The sequence below is a fragment of the Micromonospora sp. NPDC005206 genome, assembly GCF_040608175.1.
Lineage (GTDB): Bacteria > Actinomycetota > Actinomycetes > Mycobacteriales > Micromonosporaceae > Micromonospora.
The window spans coordinates 14,975-39,266 of sequence record NZ_JBEXHU010000035.1 but is presented as its reverse complement, the minus strand read 5'-3'; the positions used below and the strand labels follow the sequence as shown (position 1 = coordinate 39,266).

The 24,292-nt window shown below is 67.3% G+C and carries 19 protein-coding genes and 3 pseudogenes; 17 read left to right on the top strand and 5 right to left on the bottom strand.

Annotated elements, in window-relative coordinates; translation table 11 throughout:
- The first annotated feature begins 449 nt into the window (after nt 1-449).
- The 7 genes and pseudogenes from ABZU69_RS34270 to ABZU69_RS34240 all read left to right on the top strand — a co-directional run bounded on the left by ABZU69_RS34270 (nt 450) and on the right by ABZU69_RS34240 (nt 10,769).
- Nucleotides 450-1,373, top strand: coding sequence for an alpha/beta hydrolase (locus ABZU69_RS34270; protein ID WP_354968412.1), 924 nt, complete (start codon nt 450-452; stop codon nt 1,371-1,373).
- Nucleotides 1,374-2,293: 920 nt separating this feature from the next.
- Nucleotides 2,294-2,982: pseudogene (locus tag ABZU69_RS34265) on the top strand (IS6 family transposase).
- Between the two features lie 457 nt (nt 2,983-3,439).
- Nucleotides 3,440-6,400 (top strand): family 16 glycoside hydrolase, encoded by a 2,961-nt coding sequence (locus ABZU69_RS34260; RefSeq protein ID WP_354968411.1) that lies wholly within the window; start codon nt 3,440-3,442, stop codon nt 6,398-6,400.
- Nucleotides 6,401-6,632: 232 nt separating this feature from the next.
- A pseudogene (locus tag ABZU69_RS34255) lies at nt 6,633-7,319 on the top strand (IS5 family transposase); the annotation flags it as partial.
- Between the two features lie 229 nt (nt 7,320-7,548).
- Entirely contained in the window at nt 7,549-7,746 is a 198-nt protein-coding gene (locus ABZU69_RS34250; RefSeq protein ID WP_354968410.1) for a hypothetical protein, read from the top strand.
- Between the two features lie 767 nt (nt 7,747-8,513).
- Nucleotides 8,514-10,430: a CocE/NonD family hydrolase gene (locus ABZU69_RS34245; RefSeq protein WP_354968415.1), complete on the top strand. Its 1,917-nt coding sequence runs from the start codon at nt 8,514-8,516 to the stop codon at nt 10,428-10,430.
- Between the two features lie 78 nt (nt 10,431-10,508).
- A complete protein-coding gene (locus tag ABZU69_RS34240; RefSeq protein WP_354968409.1) occupies nt 10,509-10,769 on the top strand; it encodes a hypothetical protein in 261 nt (86 codons plus the stop codon).
- Nucleotides 10,770-10,826: 57 nt separating this feature from the next.
- Here the strand turns inward: ABZU69_RS34240 and ABZU69_RS34235 are convergent.
- Nucleotides 10,827-10,946: pseudogene (locus ABZU69_RS34235) on the bottom strand (hypothetical protein); the annotation flags it as partial.
- A gap of 6 nt (nt 10,947-10,952) precedes the next feature.
- Between ABZU69_RS34235 and ABZU69_RS34230 the strand changes: the two are divergent.
- Nucleotides 10,953-11,129 (top strand): hypothetical protein, encoded by a 177-nt coding sequence (locus tag ABZU69_RS34230; protein ID WP_354968408.1) that lies wholly within the window; start codon nt 10,953-10,955, stop codon nt 11,127-11,129.
- Nucleotides 11,130-11,221: 92 nt separating this feature from the next.
- On the opposite strand, the gene ABZU69_RS34225 is transcribed toward ABZU69_RS34230, so the two are convergent.
- The 3 genes from ABZU69_RS34225 to ABZU69_RS34215 all read right to left on the bottom strand — a co-directional run bounded on the left by ABZU69_RS34225 (nt 11,222) and on the right by ABZU69_RS34215 (nt 15,142).
- Complete coding sequence (locus ABZU69_RS34225; RefSeq protein WP_354968414.1) at nt 11,222-12,220, bottom strand: IS481 family transposase; 999 nt, start codon at nt 12,218-12,220, stop codon at nt 11,222-11,224.
- A 189-nt stretch (nt 12,221-12,409) separates the two neighbouring features.
- Nucleotides 12,410-12,550: a hypothetical protein gene (locus ABZU69_RS34220; protein ID WP_244298838.1), complete on the bottom strand. Its 141-nt coding sequence runs from the start codon at nt 12,548-12,550 to the stop codon at nt 12,410-12,412.
- 75 nt (nt 12,551-12,625) lie between these two features.
- Entirely contained in the window at nt 12,626-15,142 is a 2,517-nt protein-coding gene (locus tag ABZU69_RS34215; protein WP_354968407.1) for a S8 family serine peptidase, read from the bottom strand.
- A gap of 66 nt (nt 15,143-15,208) precedes the next feature.
- Between ABZU69_RS34215 and ABZU69_RS34210 the strand changes: the two genes are divergently transcribed.
- A complete protein-coding gene (locus ABZU69_RS34210; RefSeq protein ID WP_354968406.1) occupies nt 15,209-15,415 on the top strand; it encodes a hypothetical protein in 207 nt (68 codons plus the stop codon).
- Between the two features lie 358 nt (nt 15,416-15,773).
- Here ABZU69_RS34210 and ABZU69_RS34205 read toward each other — a convergent pair whose 3' ends face one another.
- Nucleotides 15,774-16,280 carry a MauE/DoxX family redox-associated membrane protein gene (locus ABZU69_RS34205; protein WP_354968413.1) on the bottom strand — a complete coding sequence of 169 codons (507 nt, stop codon included), beginning with the start codon at nt 16,278-16,280 and terminating at the stop codon, nt 15,774-15,776.
- 460 nt (nt 16,281-16,740) lie between these two features.
- On the opposite strand from ABZU69_RS34205, the gene ABZU69_RS34200 reads away from it, so the two are divergent.
- From ABZU69_RS34200 to ABZU69_RS34165, 8 genes are all read left to right on the top strand, one after another.
- Nucleotides 16,741-17,748, top strand: a complete 1,008-nt coding sequence (locus tag ABZU69_RS34200; protein ID WP_354968405.1) for an NADP-dependent oxidoreductase — start codon at nt 16,741-16,743, stop codon at nt 17,746-17,748.
- Between the two features lie 875 nt (nt 17,749-18,623).
- Nucleotides 18,624-19,175, top strand: a complete 552-nt coding sequence (locus ABZU69_RS34195; RefSeq protein WP_354968404.1) for a hypothetical protein — start codon at nt 18,624-18,626, stop codon at nt 19,173-19,175.
- 214 nt (nt 19,176-19,389) lie between these two features.
- Nucleotides 19,390-19,758, top strand: coding sequence for a hypothetical protein (locus ABZU69_RS34190; protein ID WP_354968403.1), 369 nt, complete (start codon nt 19,390-19,392; stop codon nt 19,756-19,758).
- Nucleotides 19,759-19,937: 179 nt separating this feature from the next.
- On the top strand, nt 19,938-20,972 hold the full coding sequence (locus tag ABZU69_RS34185) for a DUF4192 domain-containing protein (protein ID WP_354968402.1): 1,035 nt from the start codon (nt 19,938-19,940) through the stop codon (nt 20,970-20,972).
- A gap of 5 nt (nt 20,973-20,977) precedes the next feature.
- Nucleotides 20,978-21,430, top strand: coding sequence for a hypothetical protein (locus tag ABZU69_RS34180; protein ID WP_354968401.1), 453 nt, complete (start codon nt 20,978-20,980; stop codon nt 21,428-21,430).
- Nucleotides 21,431-21,678: 248 nt separating this feature from the next.
- Entirely contained in the window at nt 21,679-21,957 is a 279-nt protein-coding gene (locus ABZU69_RS34175; RefSeq protein WP_354968400.1) for a hypothetical protein, read from the top strand.
- Nucleotides 21,958-22,230: 273 nt separating this feature from the next.
- Nucleotides 22,231-22,908, top strand: a complete 678-nt coding sequence (locus ABZU69_RS34170; RefSeq protein WP_354968399.1) for a GGDEF domain-containing protein — start codon at nt 22,231-22,233, stop codon at nt 22,906-22,908.
- Complete coding sequence (locus tag ABZU69_RS34165; protein WP_354968398.1) at nt 22,905-24,200, top strand: hypothetical protein; 1,296 nt, start codon at nt 22,905-22,907, stop codon at nt 24,198-24,200. Before ABZU69_RS34170 ends, ABZU69_RS34165 begins: the two co-directional genes overlap by 4 nt.
- Nucleotides 24,201-24,292 lie beyond the last annotated feature (92 nt).

Below are 24,292 nucleotides of genomic sequence, written 5' to 3'. Positions count from 1 at the left end.
CCGATGGCTCCACGCCCATATCCACCACTGTCCGCTATGGACGCAATGCCCGTGTCACCCCGATCGGCGCCCCGACCCTTGTTGAGATCACCTCAGTGGGAAGCGGCCAAATGTGCGGGGCGCACCGGGATACAGCTCGTGGCGCGTGGCCTACTTGGTACATTGCCAGCAGAGAAGCAGGATCAGCGCGTGGCAGCGCGGTCTACGGCGACTGACGGGCGTTCAGTGCGCTGGTGACCGGTTCAGGTGGTTCAGCCTGCTGGTGTCGTCGGTGAGAACGGAAGCTTGACCACGGCTCAGGGCTGGAAGCTGGTTCAGCCTGAGCAGTCCGATCTGCGCGAGGACCGATGCCTGGTCCGTCTCCGCGCCAGGAACGTCAACGGCAGTGGCAGGGCCGGGTTGCCCAGGAGAACACTGTCACCAGTTGGCAAGGGGGTCGCAGAGTGTACATGGATCCCGAGCTGGCAGCAGCCCTGCCCACGCTGCCGGACCTGCACATCCACGACCTCGCCGGGGCCCGCGCCCGGATGCGGGAGCTCGCTGCGGGCGCGCAACGACCCTCACGGGGCGAGGTCATCGTTGCCGACCACGAGGTGCTTGGTATGGATGGCAACTGCGTGCCAGTCAGGGTCTGCACGCCGCCCAACGTCACTTGCCCACTTCCCGCTCTGCTCCTGCTGCACGGCGGCGGATTCGTTATGGGCGACCTGGAGACGGCCACCGCACAGGCCATGGACTTGTGCACCCAAGTGCACGCAGTCGTCGTGGGGGTCGGCTACCGGCTGGCCCCCGAGCATCCGTACCCGGCTGCCCTGCATGACTGCGAGGCCGTGTTGCGCTGGATCGCCTCCGAATCCGATGGACTCGGCGTCGATGCCGCACGGATCGGCGTGTACGGCATGAGCGCCGGCGGCGGCCTCGCCGCAGCACTGACGCTGCTCACCCGCGACCGCGGCGGACCACCTCTGTGCTTCCAGCTGCTCGACGCCCCCGAGGTTGATGACCGGCTGGGCACAACATCGATGCGTACGTTCGGCGACACCCCGCTGTGGAACCAAGGTGATGCGGTGCTGAGCTGGCGGCACTACCTGGGGGGGCGTGACGGGGTCGTTCCTCCCTACGCGGCACCGGCCCGCGCCGACGATCTCTCCGGCCTCCCCCCGGCGTACGTATCGGTTTACGAGAATGACCCGCTGCGTGACGAGGGCTTGGCCTACGCATCCAGCCTGCTGAATGCCGGCGTGTCGGTTGAGTTGCACCTGTTCCCCGGCACCTTCCACCGATCGGCCACCATCACGGGCGCGGCCGTATCTCGGCGCCAGGCCGCCGAAACAGTCGATGCGCTCCGACGCGGCCTCAACCCAGTCAGGTAACCGACGCCAACCGCCTGTGCCCCGGCCCCAGTATCGCGCGAGTTGCCCCGCTGGCTGCTCCTCTCGATGGGGGGTGTCGGACTGGTGCTGATGGTGGCCTACCTGCGCCGGGCCGGGCCCATCACCCGGGGTAGATTCACGGAGGCGTGGACCCGCGGCTACATCGGGCGGGGAGCCTAGCGGCTGCGCGAGCAGCCAGAAAAGCAGCCAAGCCAGCGATAACCGGCGGACGATCGCGGACTGGAACGGCGCGTGGAGCACGAGAACCAGGCGGCGGACCAGGAGCCTCGTGATCTCGAAGGTCAGGTCGGTGATGGTCTTGCACTCGCTGTGCAACCGGGCGTACTCGTCGCGTCAGAGCCATCCGGTTGGCTTACGCCGGCAGCGACGGGCCATCGGCGTGCGGCTCAGCAGGGCGAGCTGGCTCCGCCGCTGACATGAACGGCGCGAATGCGGGAAGAAGCGGTGTTCGGTGCAGGTGGTGGCCGCGTGCCCTTGACGGTCGCGCTCGAGCGGCTGCCGCCTCAGGGCTACGTATCCGCTCGTCCGCGCGGTCGCGAACGCGGGCGGCCATACACGCTTTCCCATTTGTCGTTCACTCCAGCTCCGTAGGCACCGCCTTCGGGCGGCAGCGATCGTGGTCTCTCGTTCGATTAGAGGCCCTCCCGCCGGTGTACGGATCTGACAAGGCGTGCTGGCTGCTCGCGCTACCGTCACAGTCCGTTCGCCGTCACTGCCCGTCCGACGCGCGCGCATGCCGAGGACCCGGCCGGCCCGGTCAGAGGAACTTGAGGCCCGTCGGCGTGTTCCGGTAGCGGGGCTTGTGGCGGAGGTTGTCGGCTTCGGCTCTGTTGCATTGAACGTCGGCAAGATCGAGGCAGGCTTGAGCAGTGAAGTCATCGACCCGACCTGGACCGTGGCTGCCTCCGACGTCCGCGTTCGCCGGGTTCCGGTTCCCACCGGAGGTGATTGTGGTCGCGGTTCGTTGGTATCTACGCTTCAACCTGTCGTATCGCGACGTTGAGGAACTGCTGGTCGAACGTGGCGTGGAGGTCGATCACGTCACCGCCTACCGGTGGGTGCAGCGGTTCACCCCACTGCTGGCCGACGCCGCCCGCTTCAGCCGCCACTCGCCAGGTGACCGCTGGTTCGTCGATGAGACGTTCGTGAAGGTCAACGGCGTGTGGCGGTACGTGTACCGGGCGGTCGACCAGGACGGGCATGTCATCGACGTGCTGGTCTCGGCCCGCCGGGACGCCGAAGCGGCCCGCAGGTTCTTTCGCCGGGCGCTGTCGACATTGAAGGTGACACACAGCGAGGTCGTCACCGACGCCGCGCCGGTCTACCCCGGGGTGCTGGATGAGCTGGTCCCGTCCGCGTGGCACCATGTCGAGCCGTACGCCAATAACCCGATCGAGGCTGATCACAGCCAGCTCAACACCGGTTGAGACCGATGCGCGGGCTACGAACAGACAAGACAGCACAGGTGATCATCGCCGGCCACGCGTTCATGCAGAACCTGCGCCGCGGCCACTACGAACTCGCCATCGACACCCCGCCCGCTCTGCGGGTCGCCGCCGCGTTCACCGAACTCGCCCAAGCGATCTGACCACGGGGGCCGACACGGGTTCAACGCGTCCACCGATCCGACAATGCAACAGCGCCAGTCCGACCATGACCGAGCCGTTGATCGGTTCGGGCGGTTAAGCCCTCGGCGATGGCGAAGAGTCCGTACCGGCCACCTCGGCGATCGCTCCCGACGGCACGTGTCTGGCCCGGCCGGGCACCCGGTGGCTTGTTGATCGCGCTACCGCCGCGTTGCTGCGCGCTGCCCAGATGCAGCCAAGGTCATGGACCAGCGGGGGACTTCCATCCACAAATCTAAAAGTTTCGTTTAATCAATGCAAAGTGTTAACGTCAGCGATCGATCTTTTGTCTTCCGAGACCGTACTGGCCGGTCCAGGGGGAGAAAGTTCCACGGCTCCTGCCTCGGCCAGGACCCGCACCCACCGGGAGGAAGCATGACCGCACCGAACCGATGGCGCCGACGCCGTCGTGTCAGGCTCGTGGCCGCAGGTGCCGCTCTATCGACCCTGCTCGCCGCGGTCACCATCACCCCAGCCAGGGCCGCACCCGTCACTGTCGATGTCCCGCCGCAGGAACCCGGCGTCACCCTGCGTTCGTACGACATGGGAACTCCGCTGTCGACGTTGTGCACCCTCAAGCCGGCACAGACACCGAACGTCGACAAGCTCATGCCGCAGATCAACTGGACCACCACAGACGAGTTCGGACTCTCGGACCGGTTCATCAGCCACGTCATCGCCAATCTCGCCGCGCCCGTCGATGGCGACTACACCTTCCGGCTGACCAGCGACGACGGGTCACGGCTGACGATCGGCGATCAGCGTGTCGTCGACCACGACGGTCTGCACGGCGAAACCTCCAAGGAAGGGTCGACCACCCTCAGCGCCGGCCTGCACCCATTGCGCCTCGAGTTCTTCGACAATGGCGGCGGCCAGGTGTTGCGGCTCGAATGGCGCCGCCCGAGTGCAGCCGACTTCGAGCTCGTACCGAACTCCGCGTTGAGCACCGACGCCGGTGTCGTACGCGTCACCGCCCCGGGATGGAAGTACTGCGAGGGGACGACCGACTCGGCCGGCGACGGCCTGCCGCTCGACCGGGTGCACCCGGGCTACACCCTCACCGACCTGCGCCCCGAAGGGCTCCAGCCGCAGGTCACCGGCATGGCGTTCCTGCCCGAGGGCGACCTGATGATCTCCACCTGGGGCGGCACCGACACCGCGACCGGCGAGGTCTACGTGGTCGGGGGCGTCACCGGCCAGACCAGCCCCGAGCAGGTGACATACCGCAAGTTCGCAGACGGGCTGCGCGAACCCCAGGGCGTTGCGGTGGTCGACGGCACCGTCTACGTCAGCCAGAAGCACGAGCTGACGGCCCTGCGCGACACCGACGGCGACGGCCTCGCCGACGACCGCCGCACGGTTGCCACCTGGCCATGGGGCGGCAACTTCCATGAGTTCGCGTTCGGCCTGCTCCACCGGGACGGGTACTTCTACCTCAACCTGTCAGTCGCCATCAACCAGGGCGGCGCCACCACCGTGCCCCAGCCCGCCCCGAATCGCGGAACCTCGATCAAGGTGAACGCCAAGACCGGCGAGATCACGTATGTCGCCGGAGGGCTGCGCACCCCCAACGGGATCGGGTGGGGCCCCAGCGGCGAGGTCTTCGTCACCGACAACCAGGGCGGCTGGCTGCCAGCATCCAAGCTGGTCCAGATCCAGCAGGAGGCGTTCTACAACCACTACACGACGCCCGCGGGTCCGTTCGACGACAAGCCCGTGACGCGTCCCATCGTCTGGATCCCGCAGAACGAAATCGGCAACTCACCGTCCACTCCCGTGCTGTTGAAGCAGGGGCCGTACGCGGGACAACTGGTCGTCGGCGACGTGACCTACGGCGGCCTGCAGCGCGTCTTCCTTGAAAAGATCGAGGGGCAGTACCAGGGCGCGGTGTTCCGGCACACGCAGGGCCTGGAGGCCGGCGTCAACGAGGTCACCCTCGGCCCCGACGGCGCGCTCTACACCGGTGGCCTGGGCGCCGGCGGCAACTGGGGCCAGGAGGGCAAGCTCACCTACGGCCTGCAGAAGCTCACACCCAACGGCACCTCGGTCTTCGAGGTCAAGCAGATGCGCGCGTCGCACGTCGGGTTCGAACTGGAGTACACCAAGCCGCTGTCGGCCGAGACCGCGCAGGAACTCCCCGACGCGTACCAGGTGACGCAGTGGCGCTACGGCGCGACGAGCCAGTACGGCGGTCCCAAGCTCGAGCTGGAGACGCTCAAGGTGGCCAAGGCCGAGCTGTCGGCCGACGGCCGCACCGTCAAGCTCCAGATCCCGGGCCTGAAGGAGAACCGCGTGGTGCACGTGCGCTCCCCGCGTCCGTTCTCATCCGCCGGCGGCGAGGAGCTGTGGAACACTGAGGCCTGGTACACGCTCAACGAGATCCCGGGCCGGGTGGTGCAGCCGCAAACCTTCTTCGAGGCCGAGGAGGGCCGTACGGCCGGCGTCGGCATGGCGACCGACCACGCCGCCTACTCCGGCGCCGGCTTCGCCGCCGGGTTCGCCGCCGACGGCGCGTCGACCCGCATGTCCGTCGATGTCCGCGAGGCCGGGACGTACGACCTGGCGATGCGCTACAGCAACGGCCCGAATCCCTACTCCGGCGAGAAGCAGCTGAGCCTGTACGTCAACGGCGAACGGGTCGAGCAGACGGTCTTCCCCTCCACCGTGACCTGGGAGGAGTGGGGCACCGTCAGCACCACGGTGCGCCTGAACCAGGGTCGCAACCTGGTCGAGTACCGCAAGGAGGCTGCGGACTCCGGGCACGTGAACCTGGACGTGCTCGCCGTTCGGCCGCACGGCAAGCGCATCACGCTGTTCGACGGTGGCGAGCTCACCGAGTGGCAGCACAGCGACGGGCGCGAACCGGAGTGGGCGATCGCCGACGGCGCCATGACTGTGCGCAACGGGGACCTGCGCACGGTGCAGGCCTTCGGCGACTTCCGGCTGCACGTGGAGTTCAACCTGCCGCTGTACCCGCCGGACGTGACCGGCCAGGCGCGCGCCAACAGTGGGGTGTACCTGCAGGACCGCTACGAGATCCAGGTGCTGGACTCCTTCGGCATCGACCCGCCGCAGACCAACGACGCCGCGGCCATCTACACCCAGAAGGCCCCCGACGTGAACGCGGCGCTGCCGCCGCAGGCCTGGCAGACGTACGACATCGTGTACCGGCAGGCCCGCTACGACGCATCCGGAAACAAGGTCGACAACCCCCGCGTCACCGTGGTGTGGAACGGCGTCAGGGTGCACGACGACGTCGAGATCCTCGGCCCGACTGGCGGCAGCCGGCCCGAGGGCCCTGCGACGGGTGCCATCCGATTGCAGGACCACGGCAATCCGGTCCAGTACCGCAACATCTGGATCGAGCCGCTGGACCGGTAGCTTCGCCAGCTGCCAGAACGCGGACGGCCGGGTACCGGCGCGCCGGCCCGGCCGTCCGCAGCAGAGCCTCGGCCCAGGCATGCTGGGCCGAGGCTTGGACATGGTCGAGGATGCTCTGCTCGCCATCGCCGGGCTCGACGTCCATTCCTTCGGATCGCAAGGCAGGCCCGCCGGCCACCGATCCTCGTCGCTATGACACGTCCGCTTGCGGCGGCCAGGGCCGACGGTCCAGAGCGGGATCCTGTTCGTGCTGCACACCGGCATCCGGTGGGAGTTCCTGCCGCAGGAACTGGGGTTCGGGTCGGGAATGACCTGCTGGCGGCGCTTGGAGGAATGCAACCCCGCCGGAGTGTGGCAGCGACTGCACGAGCTGCTGCTGGCCGAACTCCAGGCCGCCGGGAAGTTGGACTGGTCGCGGGCGGTCATCGACTCCTCGCACGTCCGAGCGGCCAGACGTGGCCCAGAAGCGGGCCGAGCCCGGTCGACCGCGCCCGCCCAGGCTCGAAGCACCACCTCCTGACCGAGCGCGCCGGCATCCCCTCGCCGTGGCGTTGACCGGCGGCAACCGCCACGACGTCACCCAACGCCTCACGCTGATCGACAAGGTCCCACCGGTCCGCGGACGCCGCGGTCGGCCACGCCAACGCCCCGACGAGTTGTATGCCGACCGCGCCTACGTCCACGACAAGTACCGCAAAGCCGTACGAGCAAAGGGCGTCCGCCCACGTATCGCCCGCCGCGGCCAACCCCACGGCTCCGGCCTGGGCGTGCACCGGTGGGTGATCGAGCGCACCATCGCCTGGTACCACGGCATAAACGGCTACGCATCCGATGGGGACGCCGCGACGACATCCACGAACCCTTCCTCGCCCTCGCCACCTGCATCATCACGTACCGACACGTCGTGCGACTTTGTTAGGACCTCTCAGAGTTCCTAACAGAATGATCTCTGGGCCTGTCGTCCCTTATGGACCGCCGATTCCACGGCGAACTGCTCGTACTCGGCATCAAGGTAGCCGCCCCCACCGTATGGGAAATCCTGCAGGAGGCCGGGATAAACCCGGCGCCCGAACGCGCCCGCGGCACGTGGGCCGACTTCCTACGCTCCCAGGCTGACGCCCTGCTCACAAGCGGCGAAGAATCTGATCATGGACCTCGAGGACGCTGGCTGCAGGGCCCGGTTCCTGATCCGGGACCGTGACGGGAAGACCCCTGCCCTGTTCGATGCCGTTCTGAAGGACGCGGGCATCGACGTCGTCCTCAGCGGCGTCCGGATGCCCCGCATGAACTCGGTCATGGAACGCTGGCACAGTCCTGCCGGCGTGAACTCCTGGACCGCACCCTGATCTGGAACCGGCGGCATCTCCTCCACGCCCTGAAAGGGTTCAACGACTTCTACTACTCCCACCGGCCCTCACCAAGGCATCGCCAACGCACGCCCGTTACACCCGTTGCCCGCGCAGGTCGCCGACCCGAACAAACTCGGCCGCCTCGCCATACGAAGGCACGACCCTCTCGGCGGTGTTCTCCACGAATACAAGCATGCTGCGTGAGCTGCACGGACGAGATTCCGGCAAGTGCAGGGTGGTGGTCGGAGGGCATCGAAGGAGGTCTTGCACACATCTTCGTATACAACATACGCTCCCAGAGTCGCCGACTCGAGGAGCTGCCATCGAACCCCTTCCCGAGCGAAACGAGCCCACGCAGACTCCGTCCACTCCGGACAGCGGTGGTGACGGTCGCCCTTGCCTGCACCGTCGCAGCCTGCTCGCCGGTGTCGAACAGCGGGGACGGCACCACATCTGGCGAGAACCAGGCGGCCCTACAGCATGGCCGCCGACGACTCGACCGACGCACTGCTCGACGAGGCCCGCGCGGTCGTGGACTTCGACGCGCGAGAGGCGCTACCAGCAGGCCATCGAGGAAATTCTCGAACGCCGCAGCACGATCCACCACTACCACCCGAACGTCTTCGTGGCGGGCACCTCGGCCATGACCGGCTTCGAGTTTCTCGGCAACTGGCTGCCCCGCCTGAAAACCGCCCGCCTCACCGACTCGTCGGTGGTCCCAACACGTCCTGCCCATGCCCTGCGCACCGAAGGAGCCCGTGAGCATGCATTTCTACGTCCATCGACAGCGACGATCACGACCACGAAACTGGCTGCCCGGCGCCGTAGCGCTGGCGCTCGTTGCCTCGATTGGGTTCGCCGCCCCGGCGGCCGGCGCCCAGGAGCAGCCGACCGGGCAGCGTCCTGTGTTCGAGAACGGCCGAGCCCAGCCGGTGTACGCCGGTGAAGAGATCATCACCCAGAATGTCTGGGTCGAGGTCGAGGGCATGGACACCGACCGGGACGGTGCCAATGACCGCATCCGGGTGCAGATCCGGCGGCCGGCGTCGACCGACAAGGGCATCCAGCTTCCGATCATCATGCAGGCGAGCCCTTACTGGGGTGACGGAGGGGAGTTCCTGAACAACGAGGTCCACGTTCCGCTCTACGCTCCCCAGCGGCCGGGCTACGCGCCGCCGCCGGATCCCGGCCCGTTCCCGTACTTCCCGCTGCCGGACAAGCCGTACGACGGCACCGAGCCGCCGCACCAGACAATCAACGGCGGGACGTACCAGAACGAGTTCCTCTCACGCGGCTTCATCTTCGCCCACGCACAGATGCTCGGTACGGGCAGCTCGACCGGGTGCACGACTGGCGGCGGTCCCGAGGAGCACGATTCGCTCAAGGCGGTCATCGATTGGTTCAACGGCCGGGCCGACGCCTATGACATCGACGGCAACCCGGTCAAGGCCAACTGGACCACCGGTCTGGTCGGGATGATCGGCACCTCCTATGACGGCACGCTACCGATCGGGGTGGCCACGACCGGTGTGAAGGAACTGCGGGCAATCGTGCCCATCGCGGCGATCTCCAGCTACTACGACTACCGCCGGATGAACGGCACGCCGATCTCGACCAACACCAACCTTGGGGGCGACCAGAACTCCAACCACAACTCCAACATCTCGCGGAAGTACCCGGAGGTGTGTGACTACACCAAGGAAGAGGTCCGGCGGGGTCAGGACCGGCTCACCGGTGAGTACAACCAATGGTGGCACGAGCGCAACTACCTGCCGAACATCGGCAACATCGCCGGCGGCGTCCTGGTGCAGCACGGCCTGAACGACCAAAACGTGAAGTTCCGCAACGCCGCCCAGCTCGTTGACGCCCTCGAAGAGAACGGCATCCCTCACCAGGTGTGGTTGCACCAGGGCGGGCACGGCGACCGGGCGCTCTCGAACAACCGGGCAGCCTGGCTGGACCTGCTCAACCGCTGGTGGACCTACTGGCTGCACGGGGTGAACAACGATGTGCTGGACGAGCCCTCAGCAGTCATCGAGCGCGAAGACGGCACCTGGACGCCGTACGACAGCTGGCCGGCGCCCGGCTCCGCCTCCACACCTCTCTTCCTAGGAGCCAGTGGCGACAACACCACCGGCAGGCTCACGCTGACACGCAACGCCGCAGACAGGCCGGTCACCGAGACCTTCACCGACGACATGACGATCGACGCGACGTCCTTCGCCCGCGCCGAGCAGTCGCCGAACCGCCTCGCCTACCGCACCGCGCCGCTCACCGAGCCCGTCCATCTCAGCGGGACGGTGCATGTCTCGACTCGGATGTCGATCAACGCCCGGGCCGGGATCGTCAGCGCGATGCTGGTCGAGTACCCGGAGTCGGGCAACCCGAAGATCATCGCGCGGGGCTGGTCGGACCCGCTGAAGAGGTTCGGCTTGGATCGCAGCTACGGCATCATGCCGGGAGCCCCGTTCACTCACAACTTCGACCTGCAGCCGCACGACTACGTGTTCAACGAAGGTAGCCAGATCGGGCTCGTCGTGTACTCCAGCGACCGGGTCTTCACCCTCCGGCCGCCGCCAGGCACGCAGCTGAGCCTGTACACGCACCACAGCCAAACCAGAGTCGACCTCCCGCTCGTCGGGGGCGCGTCCGCACTCGCGTCCGCCCTCGGCGGCGAGTAAGACCAATTGCTTCGGCCCGGTCCGGGTGGCGGGTTTCCGCCCACTCGGACCGGGCCGGGCATTTTTGAAGGAGCCCGGATGCTCACGGCGTTCGAGGTCGGCGGTGAACTGGCGGGCGAGCTGGGTGGCCCATGCCGCGGTCGGGTGGGCGGTGATGCCGAGGAGGTGTACCCGGCGGCTCTCGGCCTCGATCACGAAGGCGACGTAGAGGCGTTGGAGGGTGACCGCACAATCCACGTGGAAGAAGTCCGTGGCCAAGATGGTGCCGGCGTGGGCGCGAAGAAACGTGCGCCAGGCGTCGTCGTGCTGTCGTGGCGGCGGTATGCGGTGGGAACGTAGGATCCGGCGGATCGTGGACGCGCCGACCCGGTGGCCCAGGCGGCGCAGTTCGCCCTGGACGCGGACCACGCCCCACGTCCGGTTCTCTCTTGCCAGGCGGATGATGAGCGCGGCCAGCTCATCGCTGATCGGTGGGCGGCCCGGTGGTCTGGGCTGGCGCCATTTCGCGGTGAGCAGGCGACGGTGCCAGCGCAGGAGCGTCGCAGGCGCGACGATCCGGTGAGCTCGCAGTACCTTCGGCAGGATCCGCGCGAGCGCGGCAAGGACGGCACGGTCGGTCCAGTCGAGACGCGGTTTCGGGTTGCCGCGGCGAAGCATCGCGACCTCGTGACGCAGCACGAGTATCTCCGCGTCCTTTGACGCCGACGACTGCGCCAGCAAGGCCAGCCACGAGATGACTTGGATGAGGAGCTGGTAGATCAGTCGCACGGCCACGAACCCGATCATGAGGGCTAGGTGTACTGCCCAGGGACGTTGGTCAACCTGGTGACGGGTGGTTTGCCGCCGGTTGCAGTGTGGGGGCGGTGGTGATCGTAGTGATGCAGCCAGGCGGGCAGGGCCTTGCGTCGGGCGGCTTCGGATGAGTAGAACCGGCCGAAGGCCCAGCCGTCGGTCAGGGTTCGGTGGAAGCGTTCGACCTTGCCGTTGGTTTGTGGGCGGTAGGGGCGGGTCTTCTTCGGGGTGACGCCTAGTTCGGCGCAGGCGTCGCGCCAGGCGTAGGACCTGTAGGCGGCGCCGTTGTCGGTGAGCACTCGGTGCACGGTGACGCCTCGGTCGGTGAACCAGGCGACGGCTCGGCGTAGCACGGCGATGGCGGTGGCGGCTTTCTCGTCGTCGCAGATTTCGGCGTAGGCGACCCGGGAGTGATCATCGACGACGGTGTGCACGAACGCGGTCCCGACCTGTGGTTGCCATCGGCCGTTGCGGGCACCGGTGCGGCGGGCGGTGGCCTCCCGGTGGCGTTTGCCCTGGGCACGGCCGACGTAGCGCCAGCCGCCCCCGTCGGGAATCTGGGCTAGCTTCTTGACGTCGATGTGCAGCATGTCGCCGGGCTGGTCGTGTTCGTAGCGGCGCACCGGTTCACCAGTGCGCCGGTCGATGTGAGACAGGCGGTTCACCCGGCAGCGAGTCAGCACCGCATGCACCGTCGAGGCGGGCATACCGAGGCGGCCGGCGATCTGCACCGGCCCCAAGCGGTGCTTCCACCTCAGATACACGACCTTGCGGACCACTGGCTGCGGGGTGCGGTTCGGGCTGCGATGCGGCCGCGATGACCGGTCTGCCATCCCGTCGGCACCCAGCTCGGCATAGCGCAGCGCCCACCGCTTCGCGGTCGGCCAGGACACGTCATAGCGTTCCGCGGCACGGGCCACCGGCCACCCCTGATCAACGATCAGACGCGCGAGGCGAAGACGTGCACGAGGAGTCAAAGCGGCGTTAGCGTGGGACACGAAGGCCTCCTGGTTGCCGGAGCGGTTCCTAGACAGCTCCACTCCACAACCGGAGGCCTTCGTCATCACGTCTATCTACGTCGTGTCGTCACACGACCTCAACCAACCTGCCTGGGCAGTACAGCTAGGACTCCGAACACCGGGCGACGTCAGCGCCGCGAGACACAGCCCGACCCTCGAAACCGCAGCTCACGAGCCGCGACCGAGTATTGGAGTAGGACAGGCGTAGAGGTAGTCGTCGCCGTCGCGGGAGGACTCGAGGAACATCCGTGCCTGTTCGCTCGTCCACGAGCTGCCCTTGCGCTTGCGCAGTGGTGGCAGCTTCGTCAACGCGGCCATGTTGGGCGAAGGCCTGGCCAGCCAGGCTCAGGCGAACCTGAGCCTGGCTGGCCAGGCCACGTGCGGCTAGACGCCGCCGGACCCTGCCCCGGGCAGCGTCCGCACGACGGTCAGCGTCACATCGCCGTCCTGGTAGGACACCCTGAACATGTGGTGGCCCGCGTTCAGGATCCGCCGTTCCGGCAGGGAACGGAAGCTGCCCTTGATCGAGTCGCCGCTCATGATCGTCAGTACCGTGCCCGGAATGAGGGGCGCGCGAATGTCCAGGGCGAGTTCGCCGTCCAGCACCAGGTCACCCGCGGCCCGCACGCTCGTGTAGTCGTGGTCGCCGGAGATGGTGATGGCGAGGCGACCCGCTCGGCTGACGGTCACGTCGCCGCCGACGTTCAGGACGTTGCCGGGCGCGACGTCGGTAAGGGTGATGGACGCCGCGGACGCCGCTTCCCCGGACGACAGACCGGGCTGCAGCACGCCGTTGTCGACGTCGATGCTGCCTGCCACGAAACCGGTGCCGCCGAGCGTGCCGCCCTTGACGTCGATCGAGCTTGCGTGCGAGCCGGTGATCGAAAGCTTACCGCCTTCAACCGTCGTGCCGCCCTCGTAGGTGTCGTCGCCCGTCATGATCAGCGTCCCGGGGCCTTGCTTGGTCAGAGAAGCCGTGTAGAGGTTGTTGTCGATGTTGTTCTGAATGTAGGCCGCGCGCTCGTCCATCCATTCCTTGCGCCACTTGACGGCGTCCTCATGGGTGATCTTGTCGTACAACTCGGGATGGCCGTTAGTGATAGCTTGGATGTAAGGATCAGCCAAAATGCCCTGAAGCATGAAGGCCTGTTCGTTAAGCGTGCCGTCCGGGTTCAGCACGTTGGGGCTGAATTCACCGGCGTAAGCAATGCCTTGCTCCTTGTAGCCCGCCAGCCACTCCAGATCTTCCCTTTCCCTTTCCTTGATCGCGATCTGGCTGATGTCGTTCGACCAGACGTCCAGGGGCGCTTTATCCATGTTGTAGGTCATGGGGCTCAGGATCTGGCCGGGGCCGTACATGCCTTTGGCCAGATCGGGAATCCCCCAGCCCCAGCGTTCGTCCGGAAGACCGTCGGGAGCGGTCCAGGCGATGGATGCCCCGGAGGGGGAGGTTTGCCCGGTGCCGAGGAATCTCACGCCGTCGGACATCTTGTTGTTCGCCGTGGTGAACATCAGCTCACGCACCTGCTTGGCGTCCATGTTCGGATAGCGGGAGAGCAGAACCCCCATCACCGCTGTCGCAACGGGCGTTGCCGGAGACGTGCCGCTCGAGTTTGAATAGTTAGTGTCACCACCGCTGTTCGTGGTCCGAACACTGTTTGAAGGGGTAGACACGGTCCACCATTTGGTGAGCCCCGCCTCGTTGTACCCGAACTGCTTTGTGTATTCGGTACTGGCCGCAGTGGGCGGTTGCACCCCGCCGACGGATACCCACTGCTTTTCCGCCAAGGGATTGAAGAAGGGATACGCCGGGCGAAAATACGGGTTGCTCCAGTCGTTGTTGCCGGCCGACCTTACGTTGACGGTACCGCTGTCCTTGATAGCGTCCCAGATGGCATCCATGAAGGAGCGTCCGGGGTAGCTCGGATTGTATTGAATGCCGCCTTCCGAATAGCTCTTCTTGAAGAGGAAATACTGGTACTCCAGATCCTTCAGGTACTCGTTGGGGATAATGGTCGCCATTGCCGTGGCGCTGGCGCTGTCTTTGCCAGGCAGTTGGTAAGCCTTGGCGAGGTTGCCGTTGACTCCAAGGTCGTTTCCTAAGCCGTCAAAGCGGGTTCTGTCAATAGTCTGGACATAAGAGCCCCAACTGCTGTTGATGACCTGGGCGCCTGCGTCGACCAGGGCCTTATTGGCTGTATGCCAGTACACGTAATCGTGGAAGGGGCCGTGGGACTGGGTATCGGAACCGCCGGTCTTGGCGACATACATCTTCGATCCAAAGGCGATGCCGTGCTGGTCTTTACCATCGCGGATGCCGGAGGTAACCCCAAGCATGCCGGTCCCGTGCGAGTAGTCACTTGTTCTCGCCTGATCACCGGCCACAGTGAACGGCTCGCCCGCAGTAAACGGGTTCGACGGGGTCGCGCCACGATAGCCGTAGCCGGACGTGCCGTAGACACCCTCCGCTCTCACCGAAACGATCAGCCCGGTCTGAAATGCTTCGTGTGTAGTCCTGTAGCCCGAATCCATCATGCCCAGCGTCACGCCCTGCCCGCGGTACCCTAGGGCGTAGGCGGTGGACGCGTTTACCGCGACGAGCTGCCATGGGGAATTGACTGCTGTGCCAGGAGTAGAAGGATTATGGCCGGTATAATAACCATATTCCGGCGTTTCCCAACTGGCTTTAGCGGCATCTAGTTCCCCTGGACTCGTGGCGACAAAGCCGGGGTCTCCCGGGTACGCCGGCCCGCCGCCCGTATGGCCAGGGGTCGATGTCGGACCGGTCTTGGACGATGCCGAGGCGAACCCGGCCGGAAAAAACGCAATGCCTACTCCGGCAGCAAGGGTGCCTCCCAGCCGCCGCAGCAACTGCCGCCGACTCACGGACCTCATGCTCATCTCCGACTCCTTCTCGATGGGTCGATATCTCTAACGGACCGGGGCGGCCTGTTGCGTCCCAGCCCCATGATCTACACGCGCTGGTCGAGACAAAATGATGTGCCGTTCTGCCGCTTCTACCAGGCGGCGGATGTCGACGGCTTTGTTCGGGATCCCGACTGCGGCGACTCGGCCATCGCCGTCGATCACGACGCCATGCGGCGTTCCTTGGACCTGGAATCGGCTCTTGAGCGCGGTGGCGCTGGTCGCGCCAACCACCACCCAACCGGGTAGAGGCGGAATCGGCGACTGATCCTTGGCATCCCATACCAGCACCCGACCCCACTCGCCCGGATCAAAGGGGTGGATGATCAGGTCAGCGACAAGAGACGCGCACGGGGAGCAACCCTCAGACGTGAAGACCATCACCGAACGACTCAGCTGCACGGGTTCGCCCCCGTCGGACGCGGCGAACTCCAACAGGGCGCGGTCTGGCCGACCTCCAGTCCACCGAGGGCGCGTACGTTGCTTGGCGGCCGGGACGTGATCTCACCCAGCGCACGGTCCACCCTGGCGAGCACGCCCAACACAAGAATCGTGAGCGCAACGACCATGACTACGAGCGCACCGAAGGCAGCAATCCATGGACCAGTCATCGCCGCAGCGCCTCCAAACGGTTGTGCACGCGAAGGCCGACCGTCAACGCCCGCCAGGTCATGCCAAGTAGCAGCAGCGCGATGAGCATGGCGAGTGCTGCATCACGCGACAAGCCCGACGTCGCGCGCCACAGCACCTGCAAACCCAAAGGGGAAGGAATAGCGCTGGACAGGCCCGCAAAGATAGCCAAGCCACCGGTCCGCGCGACGAGCAGCCAGCTGACGGGCCTGTCCTCGCCAACACCGCAGCCGCAGGACGGTCGGCGCCCTCGAAGGAGTGCCGATGCCATCGCCAGCCCGAAGGAAGCGAACAGTGCAGCCGCGAGCCGAAGCATGATCGTCGGGTGCCAACCGCTGATGATGAGGCCGGCGCCGAGGATGACTTCGACGCCGGAAACGCTCCATGCCAGTGGCTCGACCAAGGCAGACGGCGCAAGCCGGTAACCGGCAACGGCCATTGCGAACCGACGCGGTGCGCGCACCTTTGCCGCGGCAGCCGCGATCAGAAGGAAACCCCTGCCACGTCAGAACGGCGAACTGGAACTCTCCCACGAGTGGGCCTCCCTATATGGTCACCAAATTAGACTGCGACAGAAGTCCCTCGTCAAGAGGGCAACATCTGTCCACCAGAAGCGGTTTGAGCGACCGTCTATATCGATTTACATAACTGTTATGGACCGGGCCATGGGCTCCTCGCGGAGCCGGATGAGTGACGGTCCTGGTCGAAACTCGGTCAGTGTTGAGCTGGGGCTTCATGTGGTGGCTTCTATCAGTCCACTGCAGCCCAGCGTGCGCGAAGCGCGCGTGGTCTTGGGTTGCCTCGGCGCAGCACCGCCACCTCGTGACGCAGCAGGAGGATCTCCGCGTCCTTCGACCCGGAGGAGCGGGCGAGCAGCAGCTGGACCCACGTCCGCCTGCGCCTAACCCAAAGTGGATGGCAACCGAGGCCGTAGCCGGACCGACGTGCGCGGTTTTGCAGACCGCTCCCTCACCTCTCGGGCATACGACTGTGCGTGCCCCCGGCTGGATGCGGTCGTCCTTGACCGGTTCGGCGGAGTCGACGAACTCTCGTCGCGCCGGATTCCGCTCCCCGAGGTCGGCGACGACGACGTCCTCATCCGGATGGAGTTCGCAGGGGTCGGGTCCTGGGACGCGGCCGAGCGGGAGGGGGACTACGACGGCGCTTTCGGCGTCGAGTCGACCTTTCCCTATGTCCTCGGCTGGGACGCGGCGGGCACGGTGGCCGCGGTCGGACGCAACGTCACCCGGTTCGACGTGGGTGAGCGTGTCTACGCTGCGACGATGCCGGTACCGCGTGGCGGCTTCTACGCCGATTACGGCGTCGTTGAGGCGGAGTTCGTAGCGCGCGTGCCCGACCGGCTGCCGGCCGAGCAGGCCGGCGCGATGGCGTGGGATGCCCTGACTGCACTGAGCGGCCTCGATCTGCTCGGCCTGCGGCCGGACGAGACGCTCATGGTCTTCGGGGCCAGCGGGGGTATCGGGCGCATGGCCGTGCAGCTGGCGCGGCACAGCAGCATCCGAGTGCTGGCCGTGGCCTCTGGTGACGACGGTGTCGCCCTGGCCCGGCGGCTGGGCGCCGACGACGCCATCGACGGTCGCAAAGACGATGTGTTGGCTGCGGCATTCGAGTTCGCACCAGGCGGGCTCGATGCGGCTCTGGTCACGGTGGGAGGCGAGACTGCCGAACGGTCTCTTCGCGCGATCAAGAACTCGGGACGGATCGCCTGGCCGAACGGTGTCCTGCCCGTGCCTGTAACGTCGCCAGGCGCGACGGTGTCCTACTACGACGGGGATCGAAGCCGCACCGCCACCGATCGGCTGAACGCGATCATCGAGGCCAGCTCCCTCGAGGTCCACGTCGCCCGGACCTTCCCGTTGGAGCGAGTCAAGGATGCGCATCGCGCCCTCAATGATCACTATGTCGGCAAGCTGGCCCTCAAGGTCGGATAGGACGCAACAAGCGGCCCGAGGCTCCGGTGTCAGCGGCTCAAGCCACCGTCCCCGCCTTATGTCTGGCCCGTCGCGGCGGCGGCCCAGAGGGTGGGCGGTCTCGCTGGCCGGTTCCGCTGCACAGGTCACCAGCTGCCTACCAGGTGATCGGTAGGCCCGCCCCGGTCCGGTTCACAGCGGGACCGGCCCGCGGCGAAGAGTCCCGCAGCGGTCTCCCGTCACCGGCCGAGCAGCGAAGGCTCGCTGGCTGACGAGATCAGCCAGGCGGGCCGCAGGTCCGGCGGATTCCCCTCCGGCCAGCAGCCCTGACACGGGGGAGGGGATTGCCGGGCTGTCAGGTCCTGCCAGGAGGCCGCACCTGACAGCCCAGCCGAAGGCGCTACCGCACCGGCTACCTTGAGAGCTCCCCTTACTTTCCATGTGCCTCTGATCTGACGCCTCGCGCGACGGCATCGCGCCCACCAGCCACGGTCGGCCGCCGCCGCCAGCCTCGGATCTGGCACGCACAAACCCCACGCCCCTCGCCCACGCGACTGGGGCGCGGCACCACCATCCCTTCAGGCGGCCACCAGCCGGTGGCCGCCTTCTTGCTGTTCTACGGAGGGCAACATGCTTCATCCCACCCGGCACCTGAGAGACGGTGATCTCCCAGCCGACCTCCACCCCGCCGCCTCGCCCGACCTCCTGCGCTGCACCATCGCGGCCGCCGGCGAACACACCGAAATGCGCCCAGCCCGCGACATGGCCACCGTGCGGGTGGCTACGTGCGCCGGGTTGGTCACGGGCAAGCCCTCGGCTACTGCCGGCAGTCGGGCGGCGCCGCGATGACCGGCGGGACCCCGGCGGACCAGGTCCCTACCCTGCATGCCGAAACGATGACTGCCATCGATCAACGGGCGGCTCTGGCCGTCGAGGCCCGCTCCGCCCTCATCGCCGCGCTGCGCAGCAGGCTGATCTGCCGCCCGGGATGCGAGGACGCCCTCGCGACATGGGGCCTGGAACCGCTGCCGCAACGGTGGACCATCGTCGCCCAAGCGCACCTGTCGTACACGCGGTCGCACACCGACCATGACGAGGCCCGCGAGCAAGCGCGCTGGGGTGTACCGGACGAGCTGTGCCTGCTGCAGCCGGCGATGGCGGTCTACCCGCAACACGTCATCGACGTGGCACCCACCTCCAACGGAGATGACGAGCCTGGGCCGCACCGATACCGCATCACCGTGCAGGTCACGCTCCAGACCTGGGCCACGGCGACCCGGGAGGCGGACGCGCTCGACGCCGCTCGCACGACGATGGACCACCAGCTACAGGCGCTGGCTGACGCCGGCATCACCCTGACCAGGCTGACCTGGCAGACCGCCGACAGCCCTGACGAGGCCCCGCCGGACGACATCCACACCATGCGCAACCCCTGGTCGGCGCGGTAACCTGACCGACGTCGACCGCCTCACCGCTGCGACGGCGGCGCGTGACGCTGCCGTACAGGCCCTCATCGGGCTGCAGCGCAGCATCCGCGCCCGCGCGATCCGCGCCCTGGTCGACGACGAGTTCGGCGGCATCTATCAGCACGCCGCGCAGCGGGTCGACCAGTTCCTCATCGACCTCGGGCTCGACCCCCTGCCTCGAGCACACCACATCACGGTGATCGCCGACCTCACGCTGCCGGTCGGCGACGGCACCGCCCGGGACGCCTGCGACGCGGCACGACACAGGATGCGCACGGTCACCACCAGCAGCCCGGACCAGGCACGGCCGTGGACCGCATACGGCTGGACCATCCCCGAGCACGCCACCGTCGACCAGGACGGCTGGCGAATTCCGTGGCAGCACGAGTACGAGATGTGGCTACGCGGACACGCCACCCCCGCCGACGCCACCACCGCAGCCGAAGCCCTCGTCCGCGCGGACCTGACCCGGGCACTGGCCGGCATCGACCACCACCTGGTCACGGTGACCGCCACCGTCGAGAGCCTCGGCATCGACCTGCACCTGCACCCCGACAGCGACTGAACCGCCCACCGGATATCTCCGCGGCCCCGAGCAGGTGCCATCCGAACCCTGCTTCCCACGGGCAGACCTCAGTTGGCGCCTGCTCGCGGATCGACGCTGCGCGCGGCGCCAGCCACGACTACGCCATCCGGCCGACATCCCACTCCTCTACCGACTCCACTTTCTGTTGGGAGATCATCGTGTCGTTCTCCGAGAACAAACTGACGGTCCGATCCTCAGCCGACCTGGCGGCCGCGGTGCCGTACCTCATCGGCTTCCATCCCGGTGACGGCAGCATCGTCGTGATCGCCTGCCGAGACCGGCGGATCGTGTTCGCCGCCCGAGGTGACCTGCCGGCCCCCGGATCCCCCGCCCACCCGCTGCGCGAGCTCACCGCTCACCTCGTCCCGGTCGTGCAGCGGCAGCAGCCGATCACCGACCTCGTGATCGTCGGCTACGGCGCCCAGGCACACGTCGACGCTGCACTGCGTGCCGTCGGCGATGCGTTCACCGCCGCCGGCCTGGCCGTGCGGGAACTGCTACGGGTCACCGAAACCCGCATCTTCAGCCTGACCTGCGACGATCCCGCCTGCTGCCCACCCCAGGGAACTCCCTTCGACCCCACCACCTCGCTGGTCGCCGTGCATGCGACTGTCGCCGGGCTCGTCGCACGGCCGGGCCAGGCGGCGGTGGCCAGCCGCTTCACCGCCATAGACGGCGCCGGCGACGGCATCCGGCACGCCACGAACGACGCGACCGCCCGCATGGCGACGTTGAAAACCGCAGGCAGCGCCGCGGTGTACGAGGCCGGCATGCACGCGGTCCGCGGCGCGCTGCGACAGCACGACGACGGCGCACGTCTCACAGACGATGAGGTGGCCTGGCTGACCGTGCTGCTGACGCACAGGCCCGTGCGGGACCTCGCCGTTGACCTCACCCAACCGCACGACCAGCACGTCACCTTCTGGGCCGAGATCACCCGCCGCGCCGACGAGCGGTTCGTGCCAGCGCCCGCGACCGTACTCGCGCTCACCGCATGGCGCTGTGGTGACGGCGTCCTGGCCGCCATGGCCGCCGAGCGTGCCCTGCAGGTCAACCCCGACTACCAGCTCGCCGCCCTGCTCCTACAGGCCCTGCACGCCGGTCTGCCGCCCTCCGCCGTCGAGCAGGCAATCACCAGCACCCACCCCAACCCATCGACCCCGAGCCTGAACACCCCTTCAGAACAGGAGTGACCACGGTGGACCCCATCCGCAGCATCCTGCTGTCTCTCGCCCGCACCGCCGAAGAAGCCCGACTGCGCTGGCAGGCCGAACGCGCCGCCCTGCGCGCCCGAGGGGAAACGCCCACCCGCACCGAGGCCTTCGCCTACGACATCCAGGCCAACCTGTGCCTGATCACCGCGATCACCGCAGCCGACCTTCCGGTTAACTTCCGCCTCTACGACACCACCCTGTCCCGAGACCCGCTCGCGGCAGCCGCACAGCTTCGCCAGGTCACCTCCGCCTACGACCACAGCGGTCCGATCGAGGCCGCACACGAGACAGCGCGGCTGGCCTACAAGGCGGCGTTCGCCGAGCCGCTCACCGCGCAGGAACAGCACTACGTCGACCTACTCGTCGACCTGCCCGCCGCGCGACGCGACAAGATCATCGAAGTGGCAGAGGAACGCGCCCGCCACCTGCCGGCGTGAGCATCGGCGCACCTGCCGCCGGCACCGCCACTTGCCCTTCAACCCGAAGCGCAACACCACGCCGTGCTCCCCCCGGCAGTGGGCGGACGAAGTCCCGCCGCGCCTAACAGAGCGGGCCACGACGGGGAGTGATTCACGACGGCGCAACATCCCGCCCGGCAACCCCATCCGGGTCAGCGGCCGCTGCTCGACGACCTGCTGCGGCGCCTGAGGTGCCAGGCAGAGGCGGCAACCCAGGAAAGGAACCCATGAGCCTGTACACCCTCACACCCAAACCCGGGTTCGAGCGGTACACCATCCAGGTCGGCTGGAACCCCCACCGCACGTACGTCGCCACCGTCGTCGACTTCACCTGGGACCCGGCCACCGACCCCCACCACGAACCCGACACCATCCACCTCGGCCGGATCGAGACGATTCTCGACCCGGCCGAAGTGCTTATAGCCGTCGCACCCTACGCCGAGATCCCAGCCGACCTACCCGCCAGACTCCGCGCCGACCAGGCCGCGCACCCGCTGCGCCGCTGACACCAACTCCCGGCTGGCTGACGTCGCATCGGGCGCCAACGGCTGCAAACAACTCGCAGGCACGTCGCTACGAGCACTGCTGACTGAACCGCCCCGATGACGCCTCCTCGGGGAGGTCGTCATCGCCGCTGCTGTGAGCCCGAGCGGCATGAACCCGTAAACCCGGCCCGCCAACGGCGTGCCGTCGTCGTATCAGGACCCGGGACGCGCCGCCTCGAAACGATCGCGTCCCGGGTTCTCCTGAAGGAGGAACCCAGTGTCCCTACCACTGATATGATCGCCACCGCGGTGGTGGCGCTCGCCGTGGGCAGGCTCACCGCCTGGCCGACAATCCACGGCCTCCGCACCCAACTCGCCGACGCCACCTCGGCGATGCTTCACGACCCGCTCACCGGCATGCTCAACCGCGCCGGCCTGCAAGCCGCGCACGCGACCCTCGCCAACACCGACCCCGTCCAACCCATCATCGTCGCCCTGATCGACCTCGACGACTTCAAACACGTCAACGACACCCACGGCCACAGCCGAGGAGACGACCTCCTCACCGAAGTCGGCGACCGCATCAGCGACATCGCCGCACTCCACGGAGGCACCGCCGCCCGGCTCGCCGGCGACGAATACGCAGCGCTCCTGCCGGCCCGCACCGACGACCTGGACCGCATCGCCGACACCTTCACCACGATCATCTCCCAGCCCGTCGCGCTTCCCACGGACAGCGGCCCTGCCTTAGTTGCGGTCTCCGCCAGCGTCGGCCTGGCGCTCGTCGACACCAGCGACCCCTTCACTGAGGTGGCCCTGCACCGCGCCGACATCGCTATGTACCACGCCAAGCGATATGGCCGGCACCGCCATGCCATCTACCAACCGGGCATGACCATGCCCCCCGCCCAACACCGTCGCGGGCCCCGCCTCCGCGACCGGCACCAGCCGACCAACGGGGCCTCGGCATGACCGCCCCGCGCGTAGAGATGGCCTGCCAGACCTGCCTCGCACCGCTGAACACCCTCGGCGTGCCGCCCGCCTACGTACACCCGACCCACCTCGCCACCGACGGACACGAACCAGTGCCCGTCCCGGTCAGCCAGCTCGACACCGTCCGCCGCAGCTGCGACTTCTGCGGCGACCCGTACCCGATCTGGACACTGCACGGCGGCGACGTCACCGCCATCGCCATCGGCCCCACCACCGGGCTGGTCCAAGGCTTCGGCCACTCCTGGGCAGCATGCGCGACCTGCCACACCCACATCGACGAGGGCCGCAACGCTAAGCTCATCGACCGCGCGGTACAGGCGCTCGGCCTCGCCAACCATCCACCGGCACGACAACGCATCGAGGAACTGCACCAAGCGTTCCTCAACAGCCGACTTCCCGGCCGAACACTCATCACAACGACCGCCTGGCCGGCAACCACCATCACCGCAACAGGACTGCCCAAGGTCCGTGACCGGCTCACCCGCTTCTACCGAGGCACCGACAACCTGCCCGCCGCGCTCGGAATCGACGACGCACGTCAGCAGATCGCCACCGGCCTCGAACGATCACACCTGTACTGGATCGACAACGACTTCACCGACCTGGCCGAGCACGCCGCAGCACAGCTGCCCGGCGTACACATCAGCCGCGACCTCATCCCCTCCGCCGACGGAATGCTCATCTGGCCACGGCCAGTGACACACCGGCAGCTCACCGCGGCATCCTGGACCGACACCATCGACGGCTGGGAAATGGTCCTCTACCGCAGCATCGGCGCGGGACTCGACGGCAAACCGCTGCAGCGGCTACGCGAACAGATCGGCTGGCTCGCGCCGATGAGCGCAGCTCGCCTTCCCGAACAGCACCTGATAGCCGGTGACCATCCGGCGGCAGCGCTGGTTGCGACGTGGCTGCTGATCGCGCAGCAAACCGCAGAAGTCACTACCGCAGGCGTCGACAAAACCGTCGCTAAGACCTACGCCCGTACCAACCGGCTGGTACCCGAGGTGCGCATCGTGCGTATCCGCGGCCGCCGTACCATCCCAGGGCCGGATGGGGAACCGAAGCCAGGCAGCCAAGGGCGCTCCCAGAACAGTCGGTTTTGGGTCTCCGGTCACTGGCGCAACCAAGCCCACGGCCCTGGCCGATCGCTGCGCCGCCCCGTCTACATCCACCCCTTCCTCAGGGGCCCCGACGACGCACCGATCAGGCTGAGCACAACCGTACGCATGCTCAACAGCCGCCAAACGAAACCCCAAGATCATAAGTAGATGGCGATGTCGGCGGTGGCGCAGTACCGGCCGGCCATCCCACCGCCGACATCGGAGGCTTCATCGTCGATGAAAGTTTGCCGCGGCCACGA

What these genes read in the sequence shown, in the direction of transcription:
- ABZU69_RS34270 (WP_354968412.1), top strand. Translation starts at nt 450, where the DNA reads ATGGATCCCGAGCTGGCAGCAGCCCTGCCCACGCTGCCGGACCTGCAC.
- ABZU69_RS34250 (WP_354968410.1), top strand. Translation starts at nt 7,549, where the DNA reads ATGGACCTCGAGGACGCTGGCTGCAGGGCCCGGTTCCTGATCCGGGAC.
- ABZU69_RS34245 (WP_354968415.1), top strand. Translation starts at nt 8,514, where the DNA reads ATGCATTTCTACGTCCATCGACAGCGACGATCACGACCACGAAACTGG.
- ABZU69_RS34240 (WP_354968409.1), top strand. Translation starts at nt 10,509, where the DNA reads ATGCTCACGGCGTTCGAGGTCGGCGGTGAACTGGCGGGCGAGCTGGGT.
- ABZU69_RS34215 (WP_354968407.1), bottom strand. Translation starts at nt 15,142, where the DNA reads ATGAGCATGAGGTCCGTGAGTCGGCGGCAGTTGCTGCGGCGGCTGGGA.
- ABZU69_RS34210 (WP_354968406.1), top strand. Translation starts at nt 15,209, where the DNA reads ATGATCTACACGCGCTGGTCGAGACAAAATGATGTGCCGTTCTGCCGC.
- ABZU69_RS34195 (WP_354968404.1), top strand. Translation starts at nt 18,624, where the DNA reads ATGACTGCCATCGATCAACGGGCGGCTCTGGCCGTCGAGGCCCGCTCC.
- ABZU69_RS34175 (WP_354968400.1), top strand. Translation starts at nt 21,679, where the DNA reads ATGAGCCTGTACACCCTCACACCCAAACCCGGGTTCGAGCGGTACACC.
- ABZU69_RS34170 (WP_354968399.1), top strand. Translation starts at nt 22,231, where the DNA reads ATGATCGCCACCGCGGTGGTGGCGCTCGCCGTGGGCAGGCTCACCGCC.
- ABZU69_RS34165 (WP_354968398.1), top strand. Translation starts at nt 22,905, where the DNA reads ATGACCGCCCCGCGCGTAGAGATGGCCTGCCAGACCTGCCTCGCACCG.